Raw genomic sequence first — 23769 nt, 5'->3', positions numbered from 1 at the left:
ATCGAAACCCCCTGATCAGCTATGTTTCGGAGCTGTCTGAAGAGATGGATACCGGATCAACCCGGTACGGCGGGACGGCGTCATGCCTGGTGGGAACGAGTGCATCTTCCCATTCCGACGTGTACATCAATGTTTATGGTTAATTCCTTGCCTGAAGGTTAATAAGCCTTTCGCCGTGCAGGCTTTTGAAGCAATTCAAGGCCGTTCGCAGCAAATACTGTTGCGGAGTTGCATGGCTGCTACAAGGCACACGCAAGCTCCGTGTTATATGCCGGTCGATAACCAAGACATGACGTCGACAAGGACAGAGCAATGATTGTTCTCGGATTGGGTGCCTGCTTGATTGCAATGACGCTGCTTGCAGCCGTCGCCCGCCTCGATTCCCTCGCCGCAAACCGCGATATCCGCGCCCTTCGGGTGTTCTAAAGCGCGTCGCAATCTCCACTCTTGCCCGTTGGCAGTCCGGCGCCTTTGGTGTATCGCACTCGCGCCTTTCATGTCAGCGGAACTATCGGTTCATGTCCCCCAGATCTGGTCTCCTCATCGTTCTTGGCTTCACGCTCTGGCGCGTCGTCACGCTCAATTTCGATGCGACGGATCTTTTCGTCGACGAGGCGCAGTACTGGTTCTGGTCACAAAACCTCGACCTCGGCTATTATTCCAAGCCGCCGATGATTGCGTGGGTAATCCGGGCGATGACCGAGCTTTCCGGCTCCAACGCCATCTATTGGATCAGGCTGCTCGGACCGCTGATCCACATGGCCGCGGCACTGGTATTGATGAAGACGGCAAAACGTTTCGTCGGGCCGGAGATCGAAGGCTGGACGGGCGCCACCTACATCACGCTCCCCGGTGTGGCGCTTTCTTCGGTGTTCTTCTCGACCGACGTGATCCTGCTGTTTTTCATCGCGATCGCCCTGCTTGCCTATTTTGGCTTGACGCAGCGGCGCTCGGTCGGGCTGGCGCTGGTCATGGGCCTTGGCGTCGGCCTCGCCTTCCTGACGAAATATGCCGTGCTATTCGTCGTTCCGGGCGGCGCGATTGCCCTCCTCCTCATTCCGGCGGCGCGCATCGCCATTCGCGATTTCATCATCGCGGTCGCGGTCGCGGCGGTCGTCGCCCTGCCGAACCTCTGGTGGAACCTGCAGCACGACAACACGACGGTGCGGCATACGCAGGACATCGCCCATTGGAGCGAACTCGGGATCAATCTCCGTCGCGGGCTTGAATTCTTCGCCGCCCAGTTCGGCGTTGTCGGGCCGATCATCTTCTTTGCGATGCTCTGGGCGGTGTACCGCATGATCAGGGGCAAGAGCGACGATCGGGAAAAGATGCTGGTCTGGCTGTCGATGCCGGTAGTGCTGCTGATCACGCTGCAGGCAACGGTCGCCAAGGCTTACGCCAACTGGGCGGTGACCGCCTATGTTGCCGGCACCATCCTTGCCGTCTGGCTGCTTTACCTGAAGTGGCCGAAGGGGCTCAGGCTGTCGCTGACCATCAACGGCATCGCCAGCCTGCTCTTTCCTCTGGCGACAATCTTTCCGCATCAACTGCTGCTGCCGAACGGCGACGCGCTGATGAAGCGCTATCTCGGCCGCGCCGAGGTCAGCCGCGAGGCCGCCGCACTCGCAACTCAAGCCGGCACCGATATCATCGTCACCGACAATCGCGATATGGTCGCCGATCTTTTCTATACGCTCCGCGATGCACCCTACAGGATCTATGCACGGGCGCCCGCCGGCCTTCCGGAAAGCTACTACGAGCAGGAATTCGCTTTGCCTGCCGACATCACCGGCAAGGTGCTTTTCCTGACGGACGGGGCCTTCACCTGCGCCACCGAGACGCCCGAAGTGCTGAAGAACTGGCTGCCGACGGAGGGCAACTACAAGGGCAAGACGCTTTCCATCTACAAGGTCTCTGCCACCTGCCTGGCGCCCTGAGCATGTTCAGCTTGCCCCGACGACAGCGCCAAGCCTCTTTTCAGAGGTGCGACCCAGTAACACTTTGAATTGCTGCATCATTTTATGCAGTGGGCAGGCAGAGGCCGGTGCCCTTCCCTTCGATCTCCACGAATTTGACGCCGCCTTCCTCGAAGGCGAGGCGCAGCTGCGCCTCCGTCGCGCGATGGATGTCGTGGTGCCGACCCTCGTAATCGCGGATGGTGCTGCGCGAGACGGCGGCCTTCTCGGCAAGCTCCGTCTGGGTCCAGTCCAGAAGGCCCCGCGCCGCGCGGCAGAGAGCGGGGGTGAGAATTGTTTCCCTTGCGCCTTGACCCATGATTTCAAGTTGCCCATATTGGTCGATATAGACCATATATGTCATATTACGGACGGGATTTCCAGATCGGGAGACAAGGATGCCACACGATACGCCCTTGATTTCGACAATCGTCGGCGGCATCGTGCTGGCTTTCATCTTTGGGGCCTTCGCCCATCGGCTGCGGATGCCGCCGCTCGTCGGTTATCTGATCGCCGGCGTGCTCGTGGGGCCACATACGCCGGGTTATGTGGCGGATCAGAGCCTTGCCCCGGAGCTTGCCGAAATTGGCGTCATCCTGCTGATGTTCGGCGTCGGGCTGCATTTCTCCCTGAAAGACCTGCTGTCGGTGCGCGGCATCGCCGTGCCCGGGGCGATCGTGCAGATCGCTTTCGCGACATTGCTCGGCTGGGGGCTCGGCGCCTTCATGGGCTGGTCGACCGGCGGCAGCCTGGTCTTCGGCCTGGCGCTTTCAGTCGCCTCCACCGTCGTGCTCTTGAAGGCGCTGCAGGAGCGGCGCCTGGTCGAAACCGAGCGCGGCAGGATCGCCGTCGGCTGGCTGATCGTCGAGGATCTCGCCATGGTGCTGGCGCTGGTTCTGATCCCGGCCGCAGCCAGCATCGGCGGTGAGGGTCACGCTCCCGTCGAGCCGCTCTCGGCCGCGCTGAGCAGCCTGTTCGGCCTCGATCTCGGCATCGGCGGCATGATCGCCATGACGCTGGTGAAGGTGGCATTGTTCGTGGCGCTGATGCTGGTTTTCGGCCGCAAGCTCATTCCCTGGACGATGCACCGCATCGCCCATACCGGTTCGCGCGAACTCTTCCGGCTCGGCGTGCTGGCGATCGCGCTCGGCGTCGCCTTCGGAGCGGCGAAGCTCTTCGGCGTGTCGCTGGCGCTCGGCGCCTTCTTTGCCGGCATGGTGCTTGCCGAAAGCGAGCTCAGCCATCGCGCCGCGCAGGAAAGCCTGCCGTTGCGCGACGCCTTTGCCGTGCTGTTCTTCGTCTCGGTCGGCATGCTGTTCGATCCGAACATCCTGATCGACAAGCCGCTGCCGATCCTCGCCACCATCTTCATCATCGTCATCGGCAAGTCCGTCGCCGCCTTCCTGATCGTGCTCGCCTTCAAGAAGCCGCTCGGCACGGCGCTGACGATTTCGGCAAGCCTCGGCCAGATCGGCGAATTCTCCTTCATCCTCGCCGCCCTCGGCGTCGAACTAGGCCTGCTGCCGGAGGAGGGCCGCGATCTGATCCTTGCCGGCGCCATCATCTCGATCATCCTCAATCCGCTGCTGTTCTTCCTCTGCGACCGCATGCGGCCGCTGCTGGATGGCGCAAAGCGCGAAGACGTCGTGGCAGACCCTGCTCCCGTTGCGGATGCGATAGCAGCGCAGGAGGAGATGCTGCCCGAAGACGACGAGGTGCACCCGACCGCTCTCAGCGGCCACGCCATTCTCGTCGGCTACGGGCGGGTTGGCAGCATCGTCGGACAGAATCTCAAGTCGTCAGCCACACCTTTTCTCGTCATCGAGGACTCCGACAAGCGCATCGGCGAGCTGAAGGCGCAGGGTATCGAAACTCTGTCGGGCAATGCGGTGATGCGGGAAACGCTCGACCTTGCCAATCTCTCTGGCGCCCGCAGCATTGCCATCGCCATCCCGAACGCCTTCGAAGCCTGCCGCATCATCGAGCAGGCGCGCAGCGTCAATCCCTCGATCCTCATCGTCGCCCGCGCCCATTCCGACGCCGAGGTCGATGAGCTGAAGCAATATGGCGCCGACACGGTCATCATGGGCGAGCGTGAAATCGCGCTGGGCATGGTTGACCGGCTCGCTCAAGTGCATCATGAGAGTGTGCCCTATGAAGACGGGCATGGGCCTGATACAATTATGCCGACGGATGACCCTCCGCCGGAAAGAGAATGAGAGATTGGCGCGCTTTTGAGCCGATACGGGAGTGACATAACCGAGACGGGGAAGATGGAGCTGGACCAGCGCCGTCTGACGAGCCGTATCGCCGCCTCCCTCCTCGTCGCCGTCCTTGCCTATCTCGGCCTGCTTTTCGGCGGCAATCTGGTGATCTCGCCGGTCGCCGCCGCCAATACGCTTTCCTCTTCCGATCGGGATCCGCAGCCGCCGCAGCTGACTGCGCGCGATGCCGTGCGCGGGTTGCTCGCCACTGAACGCAAGCTTGCACCGAAGCAGGCGGCGCATGACGCCGGACCGCTTGCCCTGGCCGCCGCCCCGGCCGTCGATTTTTCCGGCTGGACCACTGCCGCCCCTTTTCCGGCATTTGAAGCTTCGCTTCATGCCGCAGTCTCCAGGACCCATCAGCCGCGCGCACCGCCGGTCGCTGCCTGACGCTCGCGCCGATCGGCGCTTCCGACCATTGACGACATGCCGCCAGCGCCCGAGCGCCGGCCCTCGATATCAAGGAATACAACATGCGTACTTCACCATGGCTGGTGCTCACCTATACGGTGATCATCCTACTCGGCCTATTGATCGCCCTGCCGAACGTCCTGCCGCAATCCGTCCTCCAGCGCGTGCCGGCCTGGCTGCCGCATGAGCAAGTGTCGCTCGGCCTCGACCTTCGCGGCGGTTCGCACCTCGTTCTGGAAGTCGACGAAGCCGACCTCACCAAGGAGCGGCTGCAATCGCTGCTTCAGGACGCGCGCCGCGTGCTGCGCGAGAAGGGCATCCAGCCGAAAGCCGTGGTCCGCAGCCAGAACCAGATCGTCGTGACGCTCGCCGATGCCGCGCAGAGCGATGCTGCCGTCACCGAACTCAAGACGCTTGCCAACCCGATCAGCACCGGCCTCAGCGCCGGCCAGGCGGATCTTGATGTCACGGCGAACGGAGCGACCATTACCGTCGGCTTCTCGCGGGCCGGCATCTCCGCCAATGTCGACAACGCCGTCCAGCAGAGCCTTGAAGTCATCCGCCAGCGTGTCGACCAGGTCGGCGTTTCCGAGCCGACCATTCAGCGCATCGGCGCCAACCGCGTGCTCGTCCAGCTTCCGGGCGCGCAGGATCCGTCGCGCCTGCGCGAACTTCTCGGCTCCACCGCCAAGATGTCGTTCCACATGCTGTCGCCGAACAATGCGCCCGGACCCGGTGTGACCATGCTGAACGATGATGAGGGCAGGTCCTATCCGGTTCTCGACCGCGTCGAAATCTCCGGCGACCGCCTTTCGGATGCCCGCGTCAGCTTCGATCCGAATACGCGTGAGCCGATCGTCAGCTTCCGCTTCGACAGCGCCGGCGCCACCCGCTTTGCCGAGATCACCCGCCAGAACGTCGGCAATCCCTTCGCCATCGTCCTCGACAACAAGGTGCTGAGCGCGCCCGTCATCCGCGAGCCGATCACCGGCGGCTCCGGCCAGATCTCCGGCAGCTTCTCGGCTGACAGCGCCACAACGCTGGCCGCCATGCTGCGCGCCGGCGCCCTGCCCGCCAAGCTGACTGTTATCGAAGAGCGCACCGTCGGAGCCGATCTTGGCGCCGACGCCATCAAGATGGGCATTTATTCCGGCATCGTCGGTTTTGCCCTCGTCGCAGCCTTCATCTTCGTTCTCTATGGCTCCTGGGGCTTTCTGGCGAATATCGCGCTGTTGATCCACACGATCCTGACCTTATCGGCGCTAACGCTGGTTGGTGCGACGCTGACGCTGCCGGGCATTGCCGGTGTCGTTCTCGGTATCGGCCTTGCGGTCGACGCCAACGTTCTCATCAACGAGCGCATCCGCGAAGAAACGCGCAAGGGCAAGAGCGCCTTCGCCGCCATCGACACCGGCTTCCGCCGTGCCTATTCGACCATTATCGACGGCAACATGACGGCCCTGATCGCTGCGGCCATCCTGTTCTTTTTCGGCTCCGGACCGGTTCGCGGCTTTGCCGTGACCATGGCGCTCGGCCTGATCATCTCGATGTTCACATCGGTTGCCTTCGTGCGTGTAGCGATGATCGAGATCACCCGCCGCCGCAAGCTCAAGGTGCTGAACATCCGGCCGTTGATCCCGTTCAGCCCCTATGACAAGCACATCGAGTTCATGAAGGCCCGCTTCTTCGGCGTCACCGTCTCGGCGCTGCTTTCGATCGCCTCCGTCGTGCTCTTCATTTATCCCGGTCTCAACTACGGCGTCGATTTCCGCGGCGGCATCCAGATGGCCGTCAAGACCCAGGGTGCGGCCGATCTAGCGAAGTTCCGCGAAGGTCTTGATAGTCTCGGCCTCGGCGAAATCACGCTGCAGTCCTTCGGCGACAAAAGCAGCATTCTCGTTCGTGCCCAACGGCAGGAAGGCGGCGAAGAGGCGCAGACGGCGGCGGTGACCAAGCTGAAGGCCGAAGTCACCAAGATCGACCCGGGCGCCACCGTCGAAGGCACCGACGTCATCGGTCCGAAGGTCAGCGGCGAGCTTGCCTGGGCCGGCATCCTGTCGGTGGTGATCGCAAGCTTTGCGATGCTCCTCTACATCTGGGCGCGGTTCGAATGGCCATTTGCCGTCGGCGCCATCGTCACGCTTGTGCTCGACGTCACCAAGGCGATCGGCTTCTTCGCGATCACCGGCCTCGACTTCAACCTGACAGCGATCGCCGCCATCCTGACGCTTGTCGGTTATTCGGTGAACGACAAAGTCGTCGTCTATGACCGCATGCGCGAAAACATGCGGCTCTACAAGTCGATGCCGCTGCGCGAGATCATCGACAAGTCGATCAACGAGACCTTGGCGCGAAGCCTTTACACCAATGCGACGGCCTTCCTCGCGCTGGTGCCGATGGCGATCTGGGGAGGTAGTGCTGTCTCGAGCTTCGCGATCCCGATGGTCTTCGGCATTCTGGTGGCCGGCGCCTCGTCGATCTTCATCGCAGCACCCATCCTGCTCTTCCTCGGCGACTGGCGCCGCCGCCATGCCAAGGCCGCACCGGCAACCGATGAGGCAGTCGAGATCATTCCGCCGGAACAGGGTCGCCCGCGCAAAACCGCGAGCTAAAATCCCTTTAACGCATCCTGATAGGGCGCCGGTTGCAGAGCCGGCGCCCTCTTTCTATTGTCGGCTACTGCATTATCTGCCATTTCAAGGAGTTACAGCGTCCTTCGCGCGTCCGAAAAGATGCGCGGCGCTGTAAAAAGATCGGGGAAACCGCCAGATGTCATCTTACCCGACGAAACCCACTTTTGCCGGAGACAGCGAGGAGCGCATCAAGCGTTTTCTCGCGACCGCTTCGCACGACCTGCAATCGCCGCTCCGCCATATCGCCATGTATGCCGAGCTACTGCTCGACGATCTCGAGGAGACGCTCGACGGCGAACAGCTTCAGAGCCTGCGGATGATCATGGAAAAGGCGCAGACGGCGCAGCGCCTCACCAAGGCATTGATGAGCCTTGCCGGCGGCACACCCCAGGTGACGCCTGAAGAGATCGATCTGCAAGCGCTTGCCGAAAATGTCTGGGGCGAATTGACCGACGAGACGGCGGTCGGCGAGGCGACGCTTGCAAGCAACGGCCTGCCCTCCATCCGGACCGACCCTGCCCTCTTCGGTCTGGTGCTGCGGCACTTGCTGACCAATGCCCTCATGTATCGCAGCGAAGCGGCGCCGCATGTGGCCATTGCCGCAGAGCGCGAGGGAACGGACTGGTTCATCCGGATTTCCGACAATGGGGCGGGCATCGATCCCGCCTATCGGGAGCGGATATTCGAGCCTTTCTGGAAATTGCCGAAGCCGGGAACGGTCCAGGGCGCCGGACTCGGGTTGACCACGGCGCGGGAGTTTCTGACGGCGCTCGGCGGCGATATCAGCCTCGAACATTCGGATGAAAGCGGCAGCCGCTTCATCATCCGCCTTCCGGTTGCCTGAGATTAGAGCAATTCCAGCAAAAGTGTGCAGCGGTTTTGCGTCCGGAATTGCGAACTACAAAGACGACTAAAGCGCGACAAGCGTATCCGAAAGATCGCGACGCGCTTTAGATACTGTAATCGTCCTTCCAGAAATCGGGGACGTCATAGGTCACATATTCGCGGATGATGTGCTGCAGTGCCTGGGCATCGATTTCGTCCTTGCCGATGCGGAAATCGACGCCGTAATCCGGGAATTCCTGGAAATAGCCGCCCGATATATCGGTCGAGACGACGCCGATCGGACCGGTGTAACCGATGCCGCGCAGCTCCGGCACCGTGTCGCGGAAATCGGCATTGGGCAAAAGGCGATTGTCGAGCAGGATGAGATCGAAGCGCGCCGAGCGGATCTTTTCCAGCGCGTCACCGATCGATTGCGAATATTCAACCTCGACGGCCGGCTCGGAGAGATCGGCGATCTTCTTCTTGAGCGCGCGGAATTCGATGAATTCGTCGTCGACAAAGAGGACCTTTACGGCATTCCTTCGGCTCGTTTCGGTGATCATCGTCTCATTTCCCCAATCCGAAACCATCTTCACGAAACCAAACCATTCCTCAAGGCGATCGCCACCATATGAACGCGGTTCACAGCGTCAAGTTTGCGCGCGGCCGCGGTGATGTGCGAATTGACCGTATGTTCGGAAAGACCGAGAATGATCGCGATTTCCGCCGACGTCTTGCCTTCGCTCGTCCATTTGACAATTTCCGATTCGCGCTGGGTCAGCCGTCCGGACATTTCCGGCGTCAGGATTTCCTCGTAGAGCTTGTCGAAAATACGCATGGCGTCGAGAAGCATGTCGGCGATCTCACTCTGATCCGGCTCCTGACGCTCGCCGCTGAGGACGAGGCAATATCGCCGCCCTTCCGGCGTGAACAGCGGGATGAAGAGAAAGACGCCGCTCAGGAACTCGTTGAAAACAAGATCGGACGGATAATCTGCAGGCTGTACGTTCCGGCCATGGACCGGCGTTGCCAGGAACTGGGCGGTCTTTGCCCGAACGGTGCCCAGCGCTTCCTTCAACGTCGTGATGAAAAGACCGACACGCCGCTCGGCAACATTGGTGATGACGATATCGCGTTCACCGAAAGGGGCCGAAGCCTCGGAAATGCGGGCAAGCGCGAAATTGTCGAAGTTGTAATGCTGCGCCGCGGATTTCAGCAGACGGAAAAAATCGGTGCGGTTGATCGCCCGGCTCAGCTCCGGTCCGGCATGAAAGGGAATTGCCTGGGCATTGTTCATTCCCACTCTTCCTCTCCTCCCGCCAATGCCTCTAATCCCGAAATCTTGGGATATACGTCTTAAACGCGAAGAGCTACAAAAATTGCGAGACGATTGATGAGAGATATCGAAAACGGGGACTTTCGATATGTAAGGCGGAAATCATCAATTATCTCAGCTAAAGGTGATGCACGGGCAGATTTTACTGAGGGGCAGTAGTTCTTACCTGGGTATCGTATTCTTCCTGCATTCAACATCCATGAATGCGAGAAGGCAGTGCCAGACGTAAGCGCGAGAGAGCCGATTGACCCATTCAGCTAAGGGGTTGGCTGATGTTCGTGGCGGCGAACGCGGGTTGATCGGTTCTCTCAGCGCTTAATTTGCGTTCCATATTCTTCGCTTCGGTTGCATCTTGTGATGCGTCCTCGCCCTTGTCAATTGCGGTTTGTCATATGGTTGGGACGAATGAGGAGGAATAGGCCATGCGGCTTTCGCCGTTTTCTACATCTCAAGATTGAGAATGACCGTGGCAAGGTCAAGTGGCTTTTCCAGATAGACATCGGCGCCGGCATCGAGTGAGCGCGCGCGGTCCTCGGCAGCATCCGATCCGCTGCAGATAGCAAGCCGCATCGCCTTGAAACGATCATCCAGGCGCAACCGAGTGATCAGGCCGATGCCGCTATCGAGCGGCATGTAGAGATCGGCGACCAGCAGATCAGGCGAGATCTTGCCTTCCGCCGCGCGCGTCTCCAGTGCCTCCAGCGCCATTTCGGCGGTCGAAAAACAGAATAGATCGACGTCTATCTGCTGCTTTTTGCTCATATAGTCGACATAGAAGAGGTCATCCTTGCTGTCGTCGACATAAAATAGGGTGGTCATCTAGCACCGTGATTTGGATATTGTTCGAATGAACCTCGCTGTCCTTCGACATCACGATACCGCGGTTCCACTAAAATTCGATATACCTCATCGCAAATCATTTCGCAAAAAGCGCGGCACCTCCCTGCCTTGCCTATTGAGTATTCCTCGATTTCGGAAAAGATGGCCGCGCAAACCGAAGGAGGACACACGGGTGCAGGATCAGGGCAACGTGGACCTGCAGGACCAGCCAAGGCGACACTACCGTGCCTTTGCAATTGCCGTCGGCTGCCTGATATTCGTTCTCGGCGTGACGGCGCTTACCGGCTGGCTGCTGCAGGCCGAGATTGTCATTTCGCTGGTTCCCGGCTTTCCGTCGATGGCCTTCAATACCGCGCTCTGCTTCGTGCTTTCCGGCGTGGGACTTGCCGCTTCGACACTCGCCGCCCGCCGCTTTCGAGCAACGGCGGCGATCACGGCGGGGCTTGCGGCGGCGATCGCCGCGGCCCGGCTCGTGGAGATCGTCATGATCGGGCGGACTTTTCACAATGTCGACGTGTTGATCTCGCGCTTCCTGGTTTCGCCGGATTTCATCGCCGAGATCGGCGGCGGCATGGGGCCGAACACGGCGCTGGTCTTCCTGATCGCTAATCTTTCGCTGCTGCTCTCACTCCAGGTGGAGAGGTCGAGAAGCCAAGTGGTGCAGGAATTGACGAGCTATGTCGTCATCACCCTCGGCATGATCGCGCTGGCCAGCTATGTCACCGATGCCGAACAGGGCTACCGCTGGGGGCCTTATGCGGCGATGGCGCTGCATACGGCGGTCGGCATGGTGATCTTCGGCTCCGGGCTTCTCGCCCGCTCCTGGTGGATTCAGCCGGCAAACCGGGCGCAGATCCCGCTGTGGATCCCGGCCGCGGTCTGCTTCACCGGCCTTCTCGTCGATCTGTATACGCCGCTGGGTGTCGCCAACGGCATTCTCTACGTGCCGCTGGTGCTGACGGCGCTCTGGTTCGGCAACAGAAATGCGCCGCTTTTCTTCGCCTTTGCCTGTACCGTGCTGCTGATGCTCGGCTTCTTCGCCGTCAGGCACGACGAGACCGGTTTCTGGCAGGAGATCGCCAACCGCACCATTACGGCTGCCACACTTTGGCTGATCGCGCTCCTCGTCTTCTATTTCATGCGCAACACCCATAACCTCGAAAGCGAGCGCGTTCGTTTCGGCGCGTTGGTGCGCGGCACGCCTGATGCCGTCATCGTCATCGACGAGCGTGGAACGATCAGGAATTTCAATCCGGCGGCTGAAGCCATGTTCGGCTACTCCCCGCAGGAGACGATCGGCAAAAACATCAAGATGCTGATGCCCGAACCCTACCATTCCGAGCACGACGGCTATCTCGCCCATTACCGGCAGACCGGCGAGGAGCGCATCATCGGCACGACGCGCATGGTCTCCGGACGACGCAAGAACGGCATCGTCTTTCCGATCGATGTTTCCATCAGCGCCGTCGTCACCGGCCATACCAAGACCTTCGTCGGTATCGTGCGCGACATTAGCGATCGCGTCCGGCAGGAAGAACGGATGAAAACGACGCTTTCCCAGCTCGAAGCCTATACGGCCGAGCTCGAGCGCAGCAACCACGACCTCGATGAATTCGCCTATATCGCCTCGCATGATCTCAAGGAACCGCTGCGCGGCCTCCACAACCACTCCCGCTTCCTGTTGGAAGATTATGAAGACAAGCTCGATGCGGACGGCGTGCGCCGGCTGAACCGGCTCGTGCGTCTCAGCCAGCGCATGGAGAAGCTCGTCAACGAGCTTCTGTATTTCTCCCGGCTCGGGCGCCAGCAGCTGGCGGTCAAACGCACCGACATTGGCCTGATTGTCAAGGATGTCGTCGCGACGATGGAGTTGCTGCTGGAGGAGCGGCATGCCAAGGTCATCATCGACGGCCGGCTGCCGGAGGTGGTTTGCGACGCGCCGCGGTTGACCGAAGTCTTCCGCAATCTCATCACCAATGCGATCAAATACAACGACAAACCGGCGCCACTCGTCTCGATCGGTTATCTTGACCGGTTCGTCGGCAAGGACGGCACGGTTGCCCGCAACGTGTTTTTCGTTAAGGATAACGGCAAGGGCATTCCGCAGGAATTCCACGAGGATATTTTCCGCATTTTCAAGCGGCTGGAAAAGTCGCAGGATTCCGACGACGGGACCGGAGCAGGCCTCACCTTCGTTCGCAAGATCATCGCGCGGCACAATGGCGATATCTGGCTGGAATCCGAGGTCGGTACCGGCACGACATTCTACTTCACTCTGGGAAAAAAGCGCGAGGGGCAGAATGCAGCAGCGTGATACGCAACCGATCCTGATCGTCGAGGACAGCGAAGACGATTTCGAAGCGACAATGCGCGCCTTCAAGCGCACCAACCTGCGCAACTCGATCCGCTGGGCAGCCTCCGGTCAGGAAGCGCTCGACATGCTCGCCGAAATGGTGCCGAAACCCGGGCTGATCCTGCTCGACCTCAACATGCCGGGCCTTGACGGCCGCAAGACGCTGGAGGCAATCAAGTCGAACGCCGGCTTGCGCAAGATCCCGGTGGTGATCCTCACGACCTCCGACGACGAACGTGACATCGAAGGCTGCTATGCGCTCGGCGCCAATACCTATGTGCAGAAGCCGGTGGATCTCGACGGGCTCTTCGCGGCGATCCAGCGGCTGAAGGAATACTGGTTCGAAATCGCGATCCTGCCACTCGAGGACTGACAGATTGGCGGAACACTGCTCTATTCTCATCATCGACGACAACATCGACGATCTCGAGGTCTATCGCCGCATATTGGGCCGCGTTTCCAGCACTGCCTATACCGTCGTGGAGGCGGAGACGGGCGAAGAGGGTCGTGCGCTGAACGGCCGGAAACGGCCGGACTGCATCCTGCTCGACTATTCGCTGCCGGGGCGCGATGGGCTCGGCGTTCTTGCCGATATCCTGGAGGATGATCCCGCCGCCAACGTCATCATGCTGACCGGCCAAGGCAACGAAACTGTGGCCGTCGAGGTGATGAAGAGCGGCGCACGCGACTATCTGACGAAGGATGCGCTTTCGCCCGAGACACTGCATCGCTGCATTCAGAACGCCATCATGCACGGCATGCTGGAAGCGAAGCTGGAGCAGAAGCGGCAATCGCTTGAGATCTTCACCCGCGCCATGGCTCATGATTTGAAGGAGCCGCTCCGGACGATCAAATCCTTCAGCCGCATCCTGCACGGTTCTGCAGCGCTTCCGGCCGAAGACCGGGAATTGCTCGATTACGTGCTCAGCGCCGCCGACCATATGGAAGACCTGATCGTCAAGGTCTCGGGCTTCACCAAGCTCGAGGCCTCCGGCGGGCTGGAGCTCAAGCCGGTCTCGCTCTCCGATGTGCTCGACCAAGTGGAGGACAATCTGCGCCAGCAGACCGAAAGCCGCGGCGCCGTCATCATCCGCGGGGCGCTGCCGGAGGTCATGGGCGACGCGACGCTGCTGACCCAGCTCCTGCAGAACCTGGTGTCGAATGCCATCCGCTATTGCGAGCAGAAGGTTCCGGAGATCAGCATCACAGGCGAAGCGCAGGGCGATACCTGCCGTCTCACCGTGCGTGACAACGGGCCCGGCATCGACCCCGAGCACCGCGAGTTGATCTTCCAGCCGTTCAAGCGTCTCGTCGGGCGCGGCATCGAAGGCACCGGGCTCGGCCTTGCCATTTGCCGCCGCATCGCGCAGATGCATGGCGGCTCGATCTGGTGCGAGGCAGAAAATGGGCCGGGCGCCACCTTCATTCTGGAAGTGCCGCTCGCCGAGGCGCGGCCCGCGCCGCCGGCCGCATCGCCCGTCCCGCACAGCGCCAGGCCGGCGGAGCAGCCAGCCGAAGGTCCGGGCAGGCTCGCCGAAGTGCTGCTGGTGGAAGACAGCCCGGCCGACATCCAGCTTCTGAAGATCAAGCTGATGCGGCGGGACAAGGTGAATTTCAACCTGCATGTCGCCACCAACGGACGCGAGGCTATGCGGCTGCTCGAAGAACGCGCCGGCATCGCAAATGTGCCGCAGATCGACCTGATGCTTCTCGACATCAACATGCCGATCATGGACGGCTTCGAGGTGCTGCATGCGCTTTCCGTCGATGCCCGCCTCAAGCGAATTCCCGTCTGCATCCTCAGCACATCGAGCGACGAGACCGACATGCGCCGGGCCAAAAATCTCGGCGCACGCGCCTATATGGTCAAGCCGCCGACCCTGCAGCAATTGGAAGAGGCGCTCGAAGATGTCGAACATTTGGAGTTATTGCAGCGCGGCGATTCGCTTGCGCTTTGTGCGGAACAAAATTAAGCGATGGTCATTGGCAACGGTATGACCTTCGCAGCTCTCATACTCGCGCTCCTGACGACGCCGCTTCAATCAGGACTGCTCTCGATGGTATCAGGCATACATCACGTTACGGCCATCACCCGGAAGGTGCAGGCGAACGTGGATTTTTACGCTGGGTTTCTCGGCATGCGGCTCGTCAAACAGACGGCCGGTTACGAGGACGCGACGCAACTTCATCTCTTCTACGGCGATGCGGCGGGAACGCCGGGATCCCTCCTCACCTTCCTCGCTTGGGAAGATGGCGCGCCCGGCCGGGCCGGCTATGGCCAGATCAGCGAAATTTCGTTGGCGATCGACCCCGCCAGCATTGGCTACTGGCTGACGCGCGCCATGAGCTTCGGTCTGAGATCCGAGGGACCGGCCGACGAATTCGGCGAGCCCGTCCTGCGGCTGAAAGACCCTGACAACATCATCCTCAAGCTCGCAGGCGCAAAGAACCTGACATCGCCGTCCGCCTGGGACGGTGCCTCGATCCCGGCCGAGCATACGATCCAGCGCGTGCGCGGCGCGACCATGCTGACGGAAAAACCCACCGAAAGCCGCAACTTCCTCGAGAGCCATTTCGGCTACCGCTTCCAGACCAACCGCGGCACGATCAACAGGCTGGTTTCGGAATCGGGCGACGTCATCGACGTGCGCGATGCACGCGGCTTCTGGTCCGGTGCGCCAGGCACCGGCACGGTCGATCACGTCGCCTTCCGGGCCCCTGATGAAGACGCGCTACGTTCGGTATCCAAGGCGCTGGAGACGACCGAGGCATCGCCGACCAACATGCATGACCGCAAATATTTCCGCTCGCTCTATGCCCGCGAGCCTGGCGGCACGTTGGTGGAGCTTGCAACCGACAAGCCCGGCATGACTGTTGACGAAGAGCATGCATCCCTCGGCACCAAGCTCTTCGCGCCGCCGGAAACAATCACCAATCTCGACGACCTGAAGGTGATTCTGCCGCAGTTTTCGATGCCCGGCCAGCCCCGCATCAACTACCGCGAACTGCCGTTCGTCCATCGCTTCTATACGCCGCCGAATCCCGACGGCAGTGTCTTCGTGCTCCTCCACGGCTCGGGCGGCAATGAGACGACGTTGATGCCGCTCCTGAACAAGGCGGCGCCTCGAGCAACCCTGATGGGCGTGCGAGGGCGCGCGACGGAAGAGGGTTTTCCGCGCTGGTACAAGCGCATTACACCCTTCTCCTTCGATCAGAACGACATCAAGACTGAGGCCGAAGCCTTCGCGGCCTTCATCGAAGGCGCTGTCAAATCCTACGGCCTCGATCCCAAGAAGGTGGTCTATGTCGGCTATTCCAACGGCGCCAACCTCTTGAACTCTCTGCTCTACCTGCACCCGAACCTTGTTCACAAGGCGGTACTGCTACGCTCCATGCCGGTTCTCAGCGACTATCCGCATGCCGATCTCAAGGGCACCGACCTGCTCGTCATCAGCGGCAAGACGGATGCCTACGGCAAATATGCGAGCGACTTGGAAGAGAGGCTGAAAAGTTCGGGTGCCACCGTCGATTCCGACGTCATCCCCGGTGGTCATGACCTCGGCGATGCCGATGTACCGATCATCCAGAAGTGGCTGCTGCAGAGGATGGGTGATGATCCACAGCCGCTGGAGCAGCAAGCGGTTAAGCCGGCGCGCGAGACGTCCGGGCAACCATGATGCCGGCAAGAACGACGGCGCCGCCGAGCGCCTGCATTGTTCCGATCGCCTCGTTGAGCAGCGCCCAGGCAAGGATTGCCGCAACGACCGGCTGCAGCAGCAGCGTCAGCGATGAAAATGCCGCCGGCAGATAGGCGAGCGCATAGGTGATCGCCACCTGTCCGCCGGCATGGCTGATAAAGGCGAGGCCGAAGACAATCGACCAGCCATAGACGCTCGCGGGCAGCATATGCCCCTCGTAGATCAGGCCGATCGGAAAGATGCAGACGGCAGCGCAGGCCGTGCTCCACAGCATGATGCGGATCGTATCGAAGCGGCTGCGCAACCTGCCGATCGCCAGGATGTAGCAGGCATAGAAGAAGGCGGCGATCATCGCGATGCCGTCACCGCGAAGGTCGCCATTGCCGATGGCTGCCGGTCCGCCCTTCAGGATGACGACGCCTGACAGTGCCAGGACAAGCCCGAGCGCGAAGACGCGGCTGATCCTCGCGCTGAAAAAGACGAAGGCGATCAGCGTGACGAAAACCGGTGCGAGGTTGGCAAGCAGCGTCGCATTGGCGACCGACGTCATGGTGAGCGAAAGGTGCCAGGCGGCGAGGTCGAGCGCCAACATCACGCCTGGGAGAACCAGCATGCCATAGTCGGAAAGGCTTTGCGGCTTCGGCCCCCTTTCCGTCTTCAAGAGCGAGACGATGACGATCGGGATCAGCGCCAGCGCTACGCGCCAGAAGGCCGTCGCCATCGGACCGACTTCGGACAGCCTGACGAAGATCGGCGAGCCGCCGATCGCCGCCCCGCCGAGAAGGAGCGCCGCAAGGGCGAAACGATTGGAAGGCGAGGCTTCGGAAAGGGTGGGAGCGGCCTGCGACATGATCTCGATATTTCTGGTCGCCCGAATGCCGGGCCGACGGGATACAGCGCCGCGCGTCTTTTCAGACGCGCAAAGGACGCTGTAACACTTTAAATTGCTGAATAATTTTATCCTTAAATCGATTTCGATTTAAGGAATTATGCAGTGATGGCCAAGGGACTATCAGAAGTCGATCACCGGGGACAGCCGAAGAGCGACATATCGGTGGAAAATCAGGCAGGATGCCTATTCGTCGCGCTGATCCGCAGCTTTTCGGCGATCTCGCCGGCGATGAAGAACGCATGCTCGCTCACCTGCGGCAGTCCCATCAGCTCACCAAAGGTGCCGCGCGCCAGCGGACCGGAGATCAGCAGCGAGGGATCTGCTTTTCCTGACGGGCCGATCGCCTCCGAACGTTCGGTGCAGGCAAGGCCGAGGCCGGTCGGGTCGAGCGACAGGTGGCCGCTTGCCGCGAGTGCGGCGAGCCAGGGCTGGGTTTCGAGAATGCCGCCATGCGCCGGCCCGGTGGTGACAACGGCGGCGTCATAGCTTCGCTCTAACGGCTGGCGCTGATGACGCGGCTGCAGAGTGCAAAGAATGAGCTCGCCCTCGATGCGCGCATCGGCGACGGAGCCGGCCAGTATATCGAGACGGCCCGCAGCAACAGCTGCGTCGAGCGCGGCCTCGACCTGCGGGGCGATCCGGAAACGATGCACATCCCAATAGGGACGCAGATGGCGAACGAGACGGCGTCGTTCGGCAACCGGTAGCGCCTGCCAGAGATCGTATCCCTGCGCCCTCACCTGATCGATCACCCCATGCCAGCTTATGCCCTCTTCCTTCGCCGCGCCTATGGCGGCGCGGATCCCTCTCAGCAGCGACACGGCGGAATGGGCTGCACTGGAGACGAAATCGCCGAAGAGCTCCTGCGGTACCGACGGATGGCCGCGAGACCGCAGACCGCGGCGCGAGATCGCGGTCACCGGACCATCATGCCCGCGCTCAGCAAGCGAGGCAATGACATCGGCGGCCGTCAGGCCATTGCCGATGACCAGCACCCGGTCCTGCGGGCGGATCACCTCGAGCGCGCCCGGCTTGGTGGTGTCGGCGACGAAACGGGGATGAGCGGCAAGCCGGATCGCAAGCCGGCCGGGGGCTGCCGGCGGCGGATGGCTGGTGGCGATCGCGACGATATCGGCCTCCGTCACGCCGCCTCCATCGTCGCGGATCGACCAGCGACCGGCACGGCGTTCGACAGCCGTCACCGCAGCGCGGCAATGACACACGCTACCGTCTTCCAGCAGCGGCTTCAGCAGCGAGGCGACATAATCGCCGAACAGCCGGCGCCGGGGGAAGAGCGTGCCATCGGGCTGCGAGGCCTCAGGGTCGCCGGCGACGGCGTCGCGAGCTTCGATCCAGGCCAGAAATTCGCCCGGGTCGTCGGGCTGCAGGCTCATCTTGGCGGCTGGAACATTGATGCGGTGGGCCGGATCGGCCGTGTCATAGGCAAGGCCGCGGCCAAGCTCGGCGCGCGGCTCGAAGACCACGATGGCAGGGCGCTCGCCGCAGTCGGCTCTGGCGAGATGATAGGCGACGCCAGCGCCGGAGACACCGCCGCCGATGATGGCAACGACGGGCTGTTCAGACGTCGGGAGAGGCTTGGGCTGCATGGTGGCCGGGATCATTGCTTTCGATGCCCGAGCATAGAAGCGGGGCAGTACTCACGCAATCCTCCGCTCTCGATTGTCTATAATTATTATGTAGATTTAGCCTCACCCCGATATCGTCGTCGAGAACTCGGGATTGCCGCGGATGGTGTTGCTGACCGTGCAGATCTCGTCTTCGGCGGCATGGGCGATTTTCTGTCGGGTTTCTTCGTCGATATCGCCCTCGATCGAAAAAACGACGTTGAACTTGGCAACGCGCGAAAGGCCTTCCGTCGCCTTCTCGCCGGTGACCTCTGCAGTGATCTCGCTGATCTTGTCGAGAACGCCCATCTGGCTGGCGGCGATGCGGGCGCTGAGCACCAGACAGGCCGAGAGCGAGGAATAGAGCAGATCGAGCGGATTGAAACCCGGCTGCGACGGCGCGGTGACGATATCGATCTCGCCCTTGGTGGCGGAGGTGACGTGCGGAAAACCGGTACGGCCGAGAACGGCGGTGGCACCAGTCGGGCGGGGACGAGCCTTGAGATCGGCCATGTTGAAATCCTCTTGCGAACCTCTTGCAGATGGTGATTTCACCCGGCGCGGCAATGGCAAGCCGCCCATGGGTTTCGGAACCTTTCCATCCGTCATCAGTTGAATACACCTGAACGAAATCAGTGACAAAGGTGGATTGCGATGCCTGACATCCGCAGCACGGGTAACCAAGGCCGGCGGATGGATGCTCGCGATCGGCTGATCGTTGCGCTCTATGCGCAGCTGAAGGCCGAGCGGGAAACCCGCGAAACGCTGGAATGGGCGATCCGCAACGGCGCCGTCTCACAGGAGGTGCTGGAAGCCATCGCTGCCGATCCGGTTCCCGTCGTCACCAGCGAGGATATCGCGTCGCTGGAGAAGATCATTGCGCTCGACGAACGGCGCAAAGCAAATCGGAACTAGCCGACGACATCATGCACCCTATTTGAGTGAGAAGAGGAGATCCGAAATGGCCGATATCACCTATCAGGTCGTGCCGCATGACAATGGCTGGGCCTATAAGCTCGGCGACACACTTTCGGAGACTTATGCGACAGCGGACGAGGCAATTGTCCATGCCAAGGACGCCGCATCGCGCCAGAAGATCGGCGATGGCGATGCGCTCCTCGCCTATCCCGCGCCTGATGGCGGCTGGGAATTCCAAGAACTCGAAACCGACAAGAGCGGCAGCCGGCTCTGATTTGCTGCGGAGGATGGAATGGCCGCTCGGGCAAGCTGGAAGGGTCATCTGAAGGTGGGCGACCTTGCCTGCGCCGTTGGGCTCTACACCGCCGTTTCCTCCTCCGAACGCGTCTCCTTCAACATCATCAACCGCAGGACCGGCCACCGGGTGGAACGACAATTCGTCGACAGCGAGACCGGCAAACCGGTCGAGCGGGGCGACCAGGTCAAGGGTTACCAGATGGAGAATGGCGACTACATCGTCATTGAAGATGACGAGATTGCCGAAATCATCCCGGAAAGCGATAAGGTGCTCGATGTCAAGGCTTTCATTGCCTATGACGATATCGACAAGCTCTATTTCGACCGTCCTTATTATCTCGCGCCCGTCCATGAACATGACGAGGAGGCGCTGTCGCTGATCGCCCGCGCCATGCGCGACGGCAAGGTCGCGGCTCTGGCCGAAGCCGTGCTTTTCCGGCGCAACCGGACGCTGCTGATCCGTCCGCATGACGACTATATCGTCGCGACGATGCTGAATTTCGACTACGAAGTGCGCTCGGCCGGTACGGTTTTCAAGGACATTCCCGACATCAAGTTCGACAAGGAAATGATCGCGCTTGCAGGCCATATCATCGGCACCAAGCAAGGCAGCTTCGAACCGAGCGAATACGAAGATCGCTACGAGGCTGCCCTGGTCGAGCTGGTGAAGGCAAAGATCGAGGGCCGGGCGCCACCGGAGAAGAAACCCGCCCAGGAACGCAAGGTAGTCGACCTGATGGAAGCGCTGCGCCAGAGCGCCAAGATGAGCGGCAAGGCTCCAGCAAAGAAGGCCCTGGCGAAGAAGAAGGCACCGGCGCGCAGCGACAGCCGCAGCAAGAAGGCAAGCTGAGATGGCCTCGCCCCGGCGGGCGATGGGCAATCTCAGGCGCACCCGACCTCGCGCGAATGCATCGGTTAATCGCGCCGGCGAAGCCGGCTGGACCTGAAGCGCGTCAAAGTGGATTCCCGCGATGCGCTTTAAGTCTTTGATTTATGTATGTCGTTTCCCAAAATCGCTGGCCACTTTTTCATTGGCGCGGCTTCTGGCCGCCTTCGGCCGCCAGGCTCTTTTTCAGCGCATCCATGATATTGATGACGTTGCCGGTCGATTTCACCGGTGCAGGTTTTTGCACGGGCGCCGCCTTCTTCAGGCTCTTCTGCTTGCCGCGGATCATCGACTTCAGGCGTTTCTGGATCGGATCCTGCACCATGGCCGGGATCCAATTCTTCGTCTCTTCCTTCACCAGTTGCGTCATCAGCGTCAGCAGCTTGCTGTCGATCTCGGCCTTGCTGTCGAGTTCGGCCACGGGATCACGCACCTCGTCCCCATAGCGCAGGGTCCAGAGAACGATACCTTTGCCCAGCGGTTCCAGCAGCACCGCACGCTCGCGGCGATAGAGAACAAGGCGGGCGATGCCGACGACGTCATTTGCCTTCATCGCCTCGCGGATGACGCAGAAGGCTTCCACCCCCACTTTGTCCTCGGGCGCCAGAAAATGCGGTTTGTCGTACCAGATCCAATCGATCGAGCCGCGCGGCACGAAACTGTCGATCTCGATGGTGCGGGTGCTTTCGAGCCCGACCTGCTCGATCTCCTCGTCCTCGAGAAGCACATAGTCGTCCTCGCCGCGCGGATAGCCCTTCACCTGGTCCCGCTCGGGCACCGGCTTGTGGGTGATGCTGTCGACATAGTGGCTTTCGACGCGGTTCTTGGTCTGGCGATTGAGGACGTGGAAACGGACCTTGTTGCTTTCGGTCGTCGCCGGCGTCAGCGAGACGGCGGCGGTGACGAGCGATAGCTTGAGATAACCTTTCCAGAATGTCTGACGTGCCATGTCTGTCCTGTCTCCCGGACACGGTTGGGCATGGCAATCAACGGCGGATCGCGCGTTTCGGTTCCGAGAATGGAGGGATTTGCAGATTAGATAATGCCGGCGTGGTCCAGCAGTTTGGAACTCAGCCTATAAGGCGTCTTCCTCTTGGGGCAGAGATAGATGGGGAAATCATCATGGCCACAGTTTTTGTACCGGATGAACGAACGGCATCCGGCGCGACATCATGGAATGTCTTTAGCGACTGGATTCAAGGAGTAAGATCGCTTAAAGTCGCCCGGCGTGGCGATGGGACGTACTGCTTGAGGCAATAAGCTGTTGAAGTCATTGGGAAAAGCCTACCATGGCTGTGTCGCCCGTCGGAGCGGGCAGTTCGCAAGCCAGTGATAAAGTTATCGAAACTGCCAGACGAATTCACTTCCAGCAAGCAGAATCCGAAGGATGAAAAAATCGCTTCTCAGCACCGTTCGATCGAAGCTCCCATTCGTTCGACGACGCACAACCGGGTTTCTCCCAGTTTAATTTATAAGAGCCTTCAATGACGATAGAAGATGCAGCTTCGGCAAGAAACTACTATCCACCGGGCTACCACCGGCGGTCCGTACCCCGATGGCGCGTCAGACGCGACGTCCTGGCAAAACTTGTTCTTACGATAGCATTTTATGCTGCTCTGTGGCGAGCCACGAGCATGTGGTACGGCCTTCCCGCAAACTTCGAAGACGGGGCATCGGTCGATCCGCTTCCGATGAAACTGCTGCTTTACAGCCTCATCCCTTTGTCGGGCTTATACTTTCTGTTAGAGCAGCGGCAGTTCCTGCGTGTGTTCTCGAGGATCTCGCCGTTCATCGTAGTTGTCAGCATTTCCTGCCTGACATCAATCGTCTTCTCGATCGACAAGGCAGCGTCCTTAAAAGGATTGGCTGCGGTCATTGTTCTCGCAATCCCACCCCTTCTGTACCGTGCCCGCTACGGCAATGTCGAAGCATTCCGGATACTTGGGCGTTTTGCGATAGCAGCGGCATTTATAAACGTTCTCTACACAGCGGCTTTCCCCCAATTCGCCATCATGCGTGGCAGCTACGCAGGCATGGTCAAGGGTGCTTTTTATCACAAGAACACGTTGGGACAGTTTTGCTCGGTCAGCTTTGTCTGCCTGTTGTCGACGGAGAAGCTCGGGCCGCTTCGTTACAGTACCCTTATCCGCTGGGCTGCCATGCTTTGCCTTCTCGCCCTGATCGTGGCTACAAGGTCCTCGACAGCTGTTGTCCTGACGATGTTCGGCAGTGTCATGCTGTACGGGGTCCGTATAATTCACATCTACCCGAACCGCCTTTTCCGTTCATTCGTGGTCTTCCTGCTGTTTGTGATCGTGGGATTTGGCGCCAGCTTCGTTTATCTAGGAGTGGCCTCGGCCGTTGCAGAAGCATTCGGCAAGGACATTACCTTCTCAGGGCGCACCAACATCTGGGAACAGCTATTGCCCTTGATATGGGATAGGCCGCTGACGGGTTATGGCTTTGCGATGTTCCGACAGCCCCAGGTCATGGAAGAATATGTCAAGGTCACCTTCGATGCGCGCTCGACCCACAACACCTATCTTGAGCTAGCGTTAAACATCGGCATTCCCGGCATCACGGCGTGGGCGTTGTTCTTGCTGACCCGCCTGTTCAGGAAGATGACAATCGTCGAACCCGACCCGGCAGAATCCGGCGCCAGACGAAAGGAGATTGTCATCATCATCCTCATCATGCTTGGGGCCATGACCGAGGCGGGTATGATGCTTGCGCCTTTCATTCTCTGGCCACACATGGTCATCGCGCTCTCAGAGCTGCGACCGAAATTGCGGACAAACCGAATATTACGCAAAACTTGAAGGGAATGCGCCAT

At 60.6% G+C, this 23769-nt stretch carries 21 protein-coding genes; 13 read left to right on the top strand and 8 right to left on the bottom strand.

Features of this window, described 5'->3' with window-relative positions:
* Nucleotides 1-518: 518 nt before the first annotated feature.
* The gene (locus HFO71_RS08185) at nucleotides 519-1940 is read left to right on the top strand and encodes an ArnT family glycosyltransferase (protein ID WP_221987822.1); all 1422 of its coding nucleotides are present in this window, start codon (nucleotides 519-521) and stop codon (nucleotides 1938-1940) included.
* An 82-nt stretch (nucleotides 1941-2022) separates the two neighbouring features.
* On the opposite strand, the gene HFO71_RS08180 is transcribed toward HFO71_RS08185, so the two are convergent.
* Entirely contained in the window at nucleotides 2023-2322 is a 300-nt protein-coding gene (locus tag HFO71_RS08180) for a helix-turn-helix transcriptional regulator (RefSeq protein ID WP_168256637.1), read from the bottom strand.
* A 34-nt stretch (nucleotides 2323-2356) separates the two neighbouring features.
* On the opposite strand from HFO71_RS08180, the gene ybaL reads away from it, so the two are divergent.
* From ybaL to HFO71_RS08160, 4 genes are all read left to right on the top strand, one after another.
* Entirely contained in the window at nucleotides 2357-4177 is a 1821-nt protein-coding gene (gene ybaL / locus HFO71_RS08175) for a YbaL family putative K(+) efflux transporter (protein WP_131642132.1), read from the top strand.
* A 54-nt stretch (nucleotides 4178-4231) separates the two neighbouring features.
* Entirely contained in the window at nucleotides 4232-4612 is a 381-nt protein-coding gene (locus tag HFO71_RS08170) for a hypothetical protein (RefSeq protein ID WP_131642133.1), read from the top strand.
* 83 nt (nucleotides 4613-4695) lie between these two features.
* Complete coding sequence (secD, locus tag HFO71_RS08165) at nucleotides 4696-7245, top strand: protein translocase subunit SecD (protein WP_221987820.1); 2550 nt, start codon at nucleotides 4696-4698, stop codon at nucleotides 7243-7245.
* A 157-nt stretch (nucleotides 7246-7402) separates the two neighbouring features.
* Nucleotides 7403-8110 (top strand): sensor histidine kinase, encoded by a 708-nt coding sequence (locus HFO71_RS08160; RefSeq protein ID WP_221953988.1) that lies wholly within the window; start codon nucleotides 7403-7405, stop codon nucleotides 8108-8110.
* Between the two features lie 106 nt (nucleotides 8111-8216).
* Here the strand turns inward: HFO71_RS08160 and HFO71_RS08155 are convergent, their stop codons facing one another.
* The 3 genes from HFO71_RS08155 to HFO71_RS08145 all read right to left on the bottom strand — a co-directional run bounded on the left by HFO71_RS08155 (nucleotide 8217) and on the right by HFO71_RS08145 (nucleotide 10246).
* Entirely contained in the window at nucleotides 8217-8654 is a 438-nt protein-coding gene (locus HFO71_RS08155) for a response regulator (RefSeq protein WP_025393135.1), read from the bottom strand.
* A 29-nt stretch (nucleotides 8655-8683) separates the two neighbouring features.
* Complete coding sequence (locus HFO71_RS08150) at nucleotides 8684-9388, bottom strand: response regulator transcription factor (RefSeq protein WP_025393134.1); 705 nt, start codon at nucleotides 9386-9388, stop codon at nucleotides 8684-8686.
* A gap of 480 nt (nucleotides 9389-9868) precedes the next feature.
* Nucleotides 9869-10246: a response regulator gene (locus HFO71_RS08145; protein ID WP_168283523.1), complete on the bottom strand. Its 378-nt coding sequence runs from the start codon at nucleotides 10244-10246 to the stop codon at nucleotides 9869-9871.
* A 28-nt stretch (nucleotides 10247-10274) separates the two neighbouring features.
* Between HFO71_RS08145 and HFO71_RS08140 the strand changes: the two genes are divergently transcribed.
* From HFO71_RS08140 to HFO71_RS08125, 4 genes are read left to right on the top strand one after another with little or no spacing between them, the layout of a single operon-like run.
* Nucleotides 10275-12581: a sensor histidine kinase gene (locus HFO71_RS08140; RefSeq protein WP_221987818.1), complete on the top strand. Its 2307-nt coding sequence runs from the start codon at nucleotides 10275-10277 to the stop codon at nucleotides 12579-12581.
* Nucleotides 12568-12993: a response regulator gene (locus HFO71_RS08135; RefSeq protein ID WP_017958959.1), complete on the top strand. Its 426-nt coding sequence runs from the start codon at nucleotides 12568-12570 to the stop codon at nucleotides 12991-12993. Before HFO71_RS08140 ends, HFO71_RS08135 begins: the two co-directional genes overlap by 14 nt.
* 4 nt (nucleotides 12994-12997) lie before the next feature.
* Nucleotides 12998-14593, top strand: coding sequence for a response regulator (locus HFO71_RS08130; protein ID WP_221953990.1), 1596 nt, complete (start codon nucleotides 12998-13000; stop codon nucleotides 14591-14593).
* 21 nt (nucleotides 14594-14614) lie between these two features.
* Nucleotides 14615-16297: a VOC family protein gene (locus HFO71_RS08125; RefSeq protein ID WP_245006887.1), complete on the top strand. Its 1683-nt coding sequence runs from the start codon at nucleotides 14615-14617 to the stop codon at nucleotides 16295-16297.
* On the opposite strand, the gene HFO71_RS08120 is transcribed toward HFO71_RS08125, so the two are convergent.
* The 3 genes from HFO71_RS08120 to HFO71_RS08110 form a co-directional block, all read right to left on the bottom strand.
* The gene (locus tag HFO71_RS08120) at nucleotides 16263-17168 is read right to left on the bottom strand and encodes a DMT family transporter (RefSeq protein ID WP_131642135.1); all 906 of its coding nucleotides are present in this window, start codon (nucleotides 17166-17168) and stop codon (nucleotides 16263-16265) included. The two genes, HFO71_RS08125 and HFO71_RS08120, sit on opposite strands and share 35 nt — an antisense overlap.
* Before the next feature lie 212 nt (nucleotides 17169-17380).
* Nucleotides 17381-18832 carry an FAD/NAD(P)-binding protein gene (locus HFO71_RS08115; RefSeq protein WP_221953992.1) on the bottom strand — a complete coding sequence of 484 codons (1452 nt, stop codon included), beginning with the start codon at nucleotides 18830-18832 and terminating at the stop codon, nucleotides 17381-17383.
* An 87-nt stretch (nucleotides 18833-18919) separates the two neighbouring features.
* Nucleotides 18920-19348 (bottom strand): OsmC family protein, encoded by a 429-nt coding sequence (locus tag HFO71_RS08110; RefSeq protein WP_077977570.1) that lies wholly within the window; start codon nucleotides 19346-19348, stop codon nucleotides 18920-18922.
* A 141-nt stretch (nucleotides 19349-19489) separates the two neighbouring features.
* On the opposite strand from HFO71_RS08110, the gene HFO71_RS08105 reads away from it, so the two are divergent.
* Genes HFO71_RS08105 through ku (HFO71_RS08095) form a run of 3 tightly spaced genes read left to right on the top strand, consistent with a single transcriptional unit; the run spans nucleotide 19490 to nucleotide 20900 of the window.
* A complete protein-coding gene (locus HFO71_RS08105; RefSeq protein ID WP_168259427.1) occupies nucleotides 19490-19750 on the top strand; it encodes a hypothetical protein in 261 nt (86 codons plus the stop codon).
* A gap of 46 nt (nucleotides 19751-19796) precedes the next feature.
* On the top strand, nucleotides 19797-20027 hold the full coding sequence (locus tag HFO71_RS08100) for a DUF2188 domain-containing protein (protein ID WP_077977567.1): 231 nt from the start codon (nucleotides 19797-19799) through the stop codon (nucleotides 20025-20027).
* A gap of 18 nt (nucleotides 20028-20045) precedes the next feature.
* Nucleotides 20046-20900 carry a non-homologous end joining protein Ku gene (gene ku / locus HFO71_RS08095; RefSeq protein ID WP_221953993.1) on the top strand — a complete coding sequence of 285 codons (855 nt, stop codon included), beginning with the start codon at nucleotides 20046-20048 and terminating at the stop codon, nucleotides 20898-20900.
* 178 nt (nucleotides 20901-21078) lie between these two features.
* Here the strand turns inward: ku (HFO71_RS08095) and ku (HFO71_RS08090) are convergent, their stop codons facing one another.
* Nucleotides 21079-21885, bottom strand: coding sequence for a non-homologous end joining protein Ku (ku, locus tag HFO71_RS08090; RefSeq protein ID WP_221987816.1), 807 nt, complete (start codon nucleotides 21883-21885; stop codon nucleotides 21079-21081).
* Between the two features lie 535 nt (nucleotides 21886-22420).
* Here ku (HFO71_RS08090) and HFO71_RS08085 point away from each other — a divergent pair.
* Nucleotides 22421-23755 (top strand): O-antigen ligase family protein, encoded by a 1335-nt coding sequence (locus HFO71_RS08085; RefSeq protein WP_221953995.1) that lies wholly within the window; start codon nucleotides 22421-22423, stop codon nucleotides 23753-23755.
* The last annotated feature ends 14 nt before the right edge of the window (nucleotides 23756-23769 follow it).

Source organism: Rhizobium laguerreae, assembly GCF_019778565.1.
GTDB classification, from domain to species: domain Bacteria; phylum Pseudomonadota; class Alphaproteobacteria; order Rhizobiales; family Rhizobiaceae; genus Rhizobium; species Rhizobium laguerreae.
Note: the sequence above shows the minus strand (reverse complement) of the source record. Positions and strands in the feature narration are given on the sequence as shown.

Coding starts and splice junctions, on each gene's coding strand:
- HFO71_RS08185 (WP_221987822.1), top strand. CDS start 519: ATGTCCCCCAGATCTGGTCTCCTCATCGTTCTTGGCTTCACGCTCTGG.
- HFO71_RS08180 (WP_168256637.1), bottom strand. CDS start 2,322: ATGACATATATGGTCTATATCGACCAATATGGGCAACTTGAAATCATG.
- ybaL (WP_131642132.1), top strand. CDS start 2,357: ATGCCACACGATACGCCCTTGATTTCGACAATCGTCGGCGGCATCGTG.
- HFO71_RS08170 (WP_131642133.1), top strand. CDS start 4,232: ATGGAGCTGGACCAGCGCCGTCTGACGAGCCGTATCGCCGCCTCCCTC.
- secD (WP_221987820.1), top strand. CDS start 4,696: ATGCGTACTTCACCATGGCTGGTGCTCACCTATACGGTGATCATCCTA.
- HFO71_RS08160 (WP_221953988.1), top strand. CDS start 7,403: ATGTCATCTTACCCGACGAAACCCACTTTTGCCGGAGACAGCGAGGAG.
- HFO71_RS08155 (WP_025393135.1), bottom strand. CDS start 8,654: ATGATCACCGAAACGAGCCGAAGGAATGCCGTAAAGGTCCTCTTTGTC.
- HFO71_RS08150 (WP_025393134.1), bottom strand. CDS start 9,388: ATGAACAATGCCCAGGCAATTCCCTTTCATGCCGGACCGGAGCTGAGC.
- HFO71_RS08145 (WP_168283523.1), bottom strand. CDS start 10,246: ATGACCACCCTATTTTATGTCGACGACAGCAAGGATGACCTCTTCTAT.
- HFO71_RS08140 (WP_221987818.1), top strand. CDS start 10,275: ATGAACCTCGCTGTCCTTCGACATCACGATACCGCGGTTCCACTAAAA.
- HFO71_RS08135 (WP_017958959.1), top strand. CDS start 12,568: ATGCAGCAGCGTGATACGCAACCGATCCTGATCGTCGAGGACAGCGAA.
- HFO71_RS08125 (WP_245006887.1), top strand. CDS start 14,615: ATGACCTTCGCAGCTCTCATACTCGCGCTCCTGACGACGCCGCTTCAA.
- HFO71_RS08120 (WP_131642135.1), bottom strand. CDS start 17,168: ATGTCGCAGGCCGCTCCCACCCTTTCCGAAGCCTCGCCTTCCAATCGT.
- HFO71_RS08115 (WP_221953992.1), bottom strand. CDS start 18,832: ATGATCCCGGCCACCATGCAGCCCAAGCCTCTCCCGACGTCTGAACAG.
- HFO71_RS08110 (WP_077977570.1), bottom strand. CDS start 19,348: ATGGCCGATCTCAAGGCTCGTCCCCGCCCGACTGGTGCCACCGCCGTT.
- HFO71_RS08105 (WP_168259427.1), top strand. CDS start 19,490: ATGCCTGACATCCGCAGCACGGGTAACCAAGGCCGGCGGATGGATGCT.
- HFO71_RS08100 (WP_077977567.1), top strand. CDS start 19,797: ATGGCCGATATCACCTATCAGGTCGTGCCGCATGACAATGGCTGGGCC.
- ku (WP_221953993.1), top strand. CDS start 20,046: ATGGCCGCTCGGGCAAGCTGGAAGGGTCATCTGAAGGTGGGCGACCTT.
- ku (WP_221987816.1), bottom strand. CDS start 21,885: ATGGCACGTCAGACATTCTGGAAAGGTTATCTCAAGCTATCGCTCGTC.
- HFO71_RS08085 (WP_221953995.1), top strand. CDS start 22,421: ATGACGATAGAAGATGCAGCTTCGGCAAGAAACTACTATCCACCGGGC.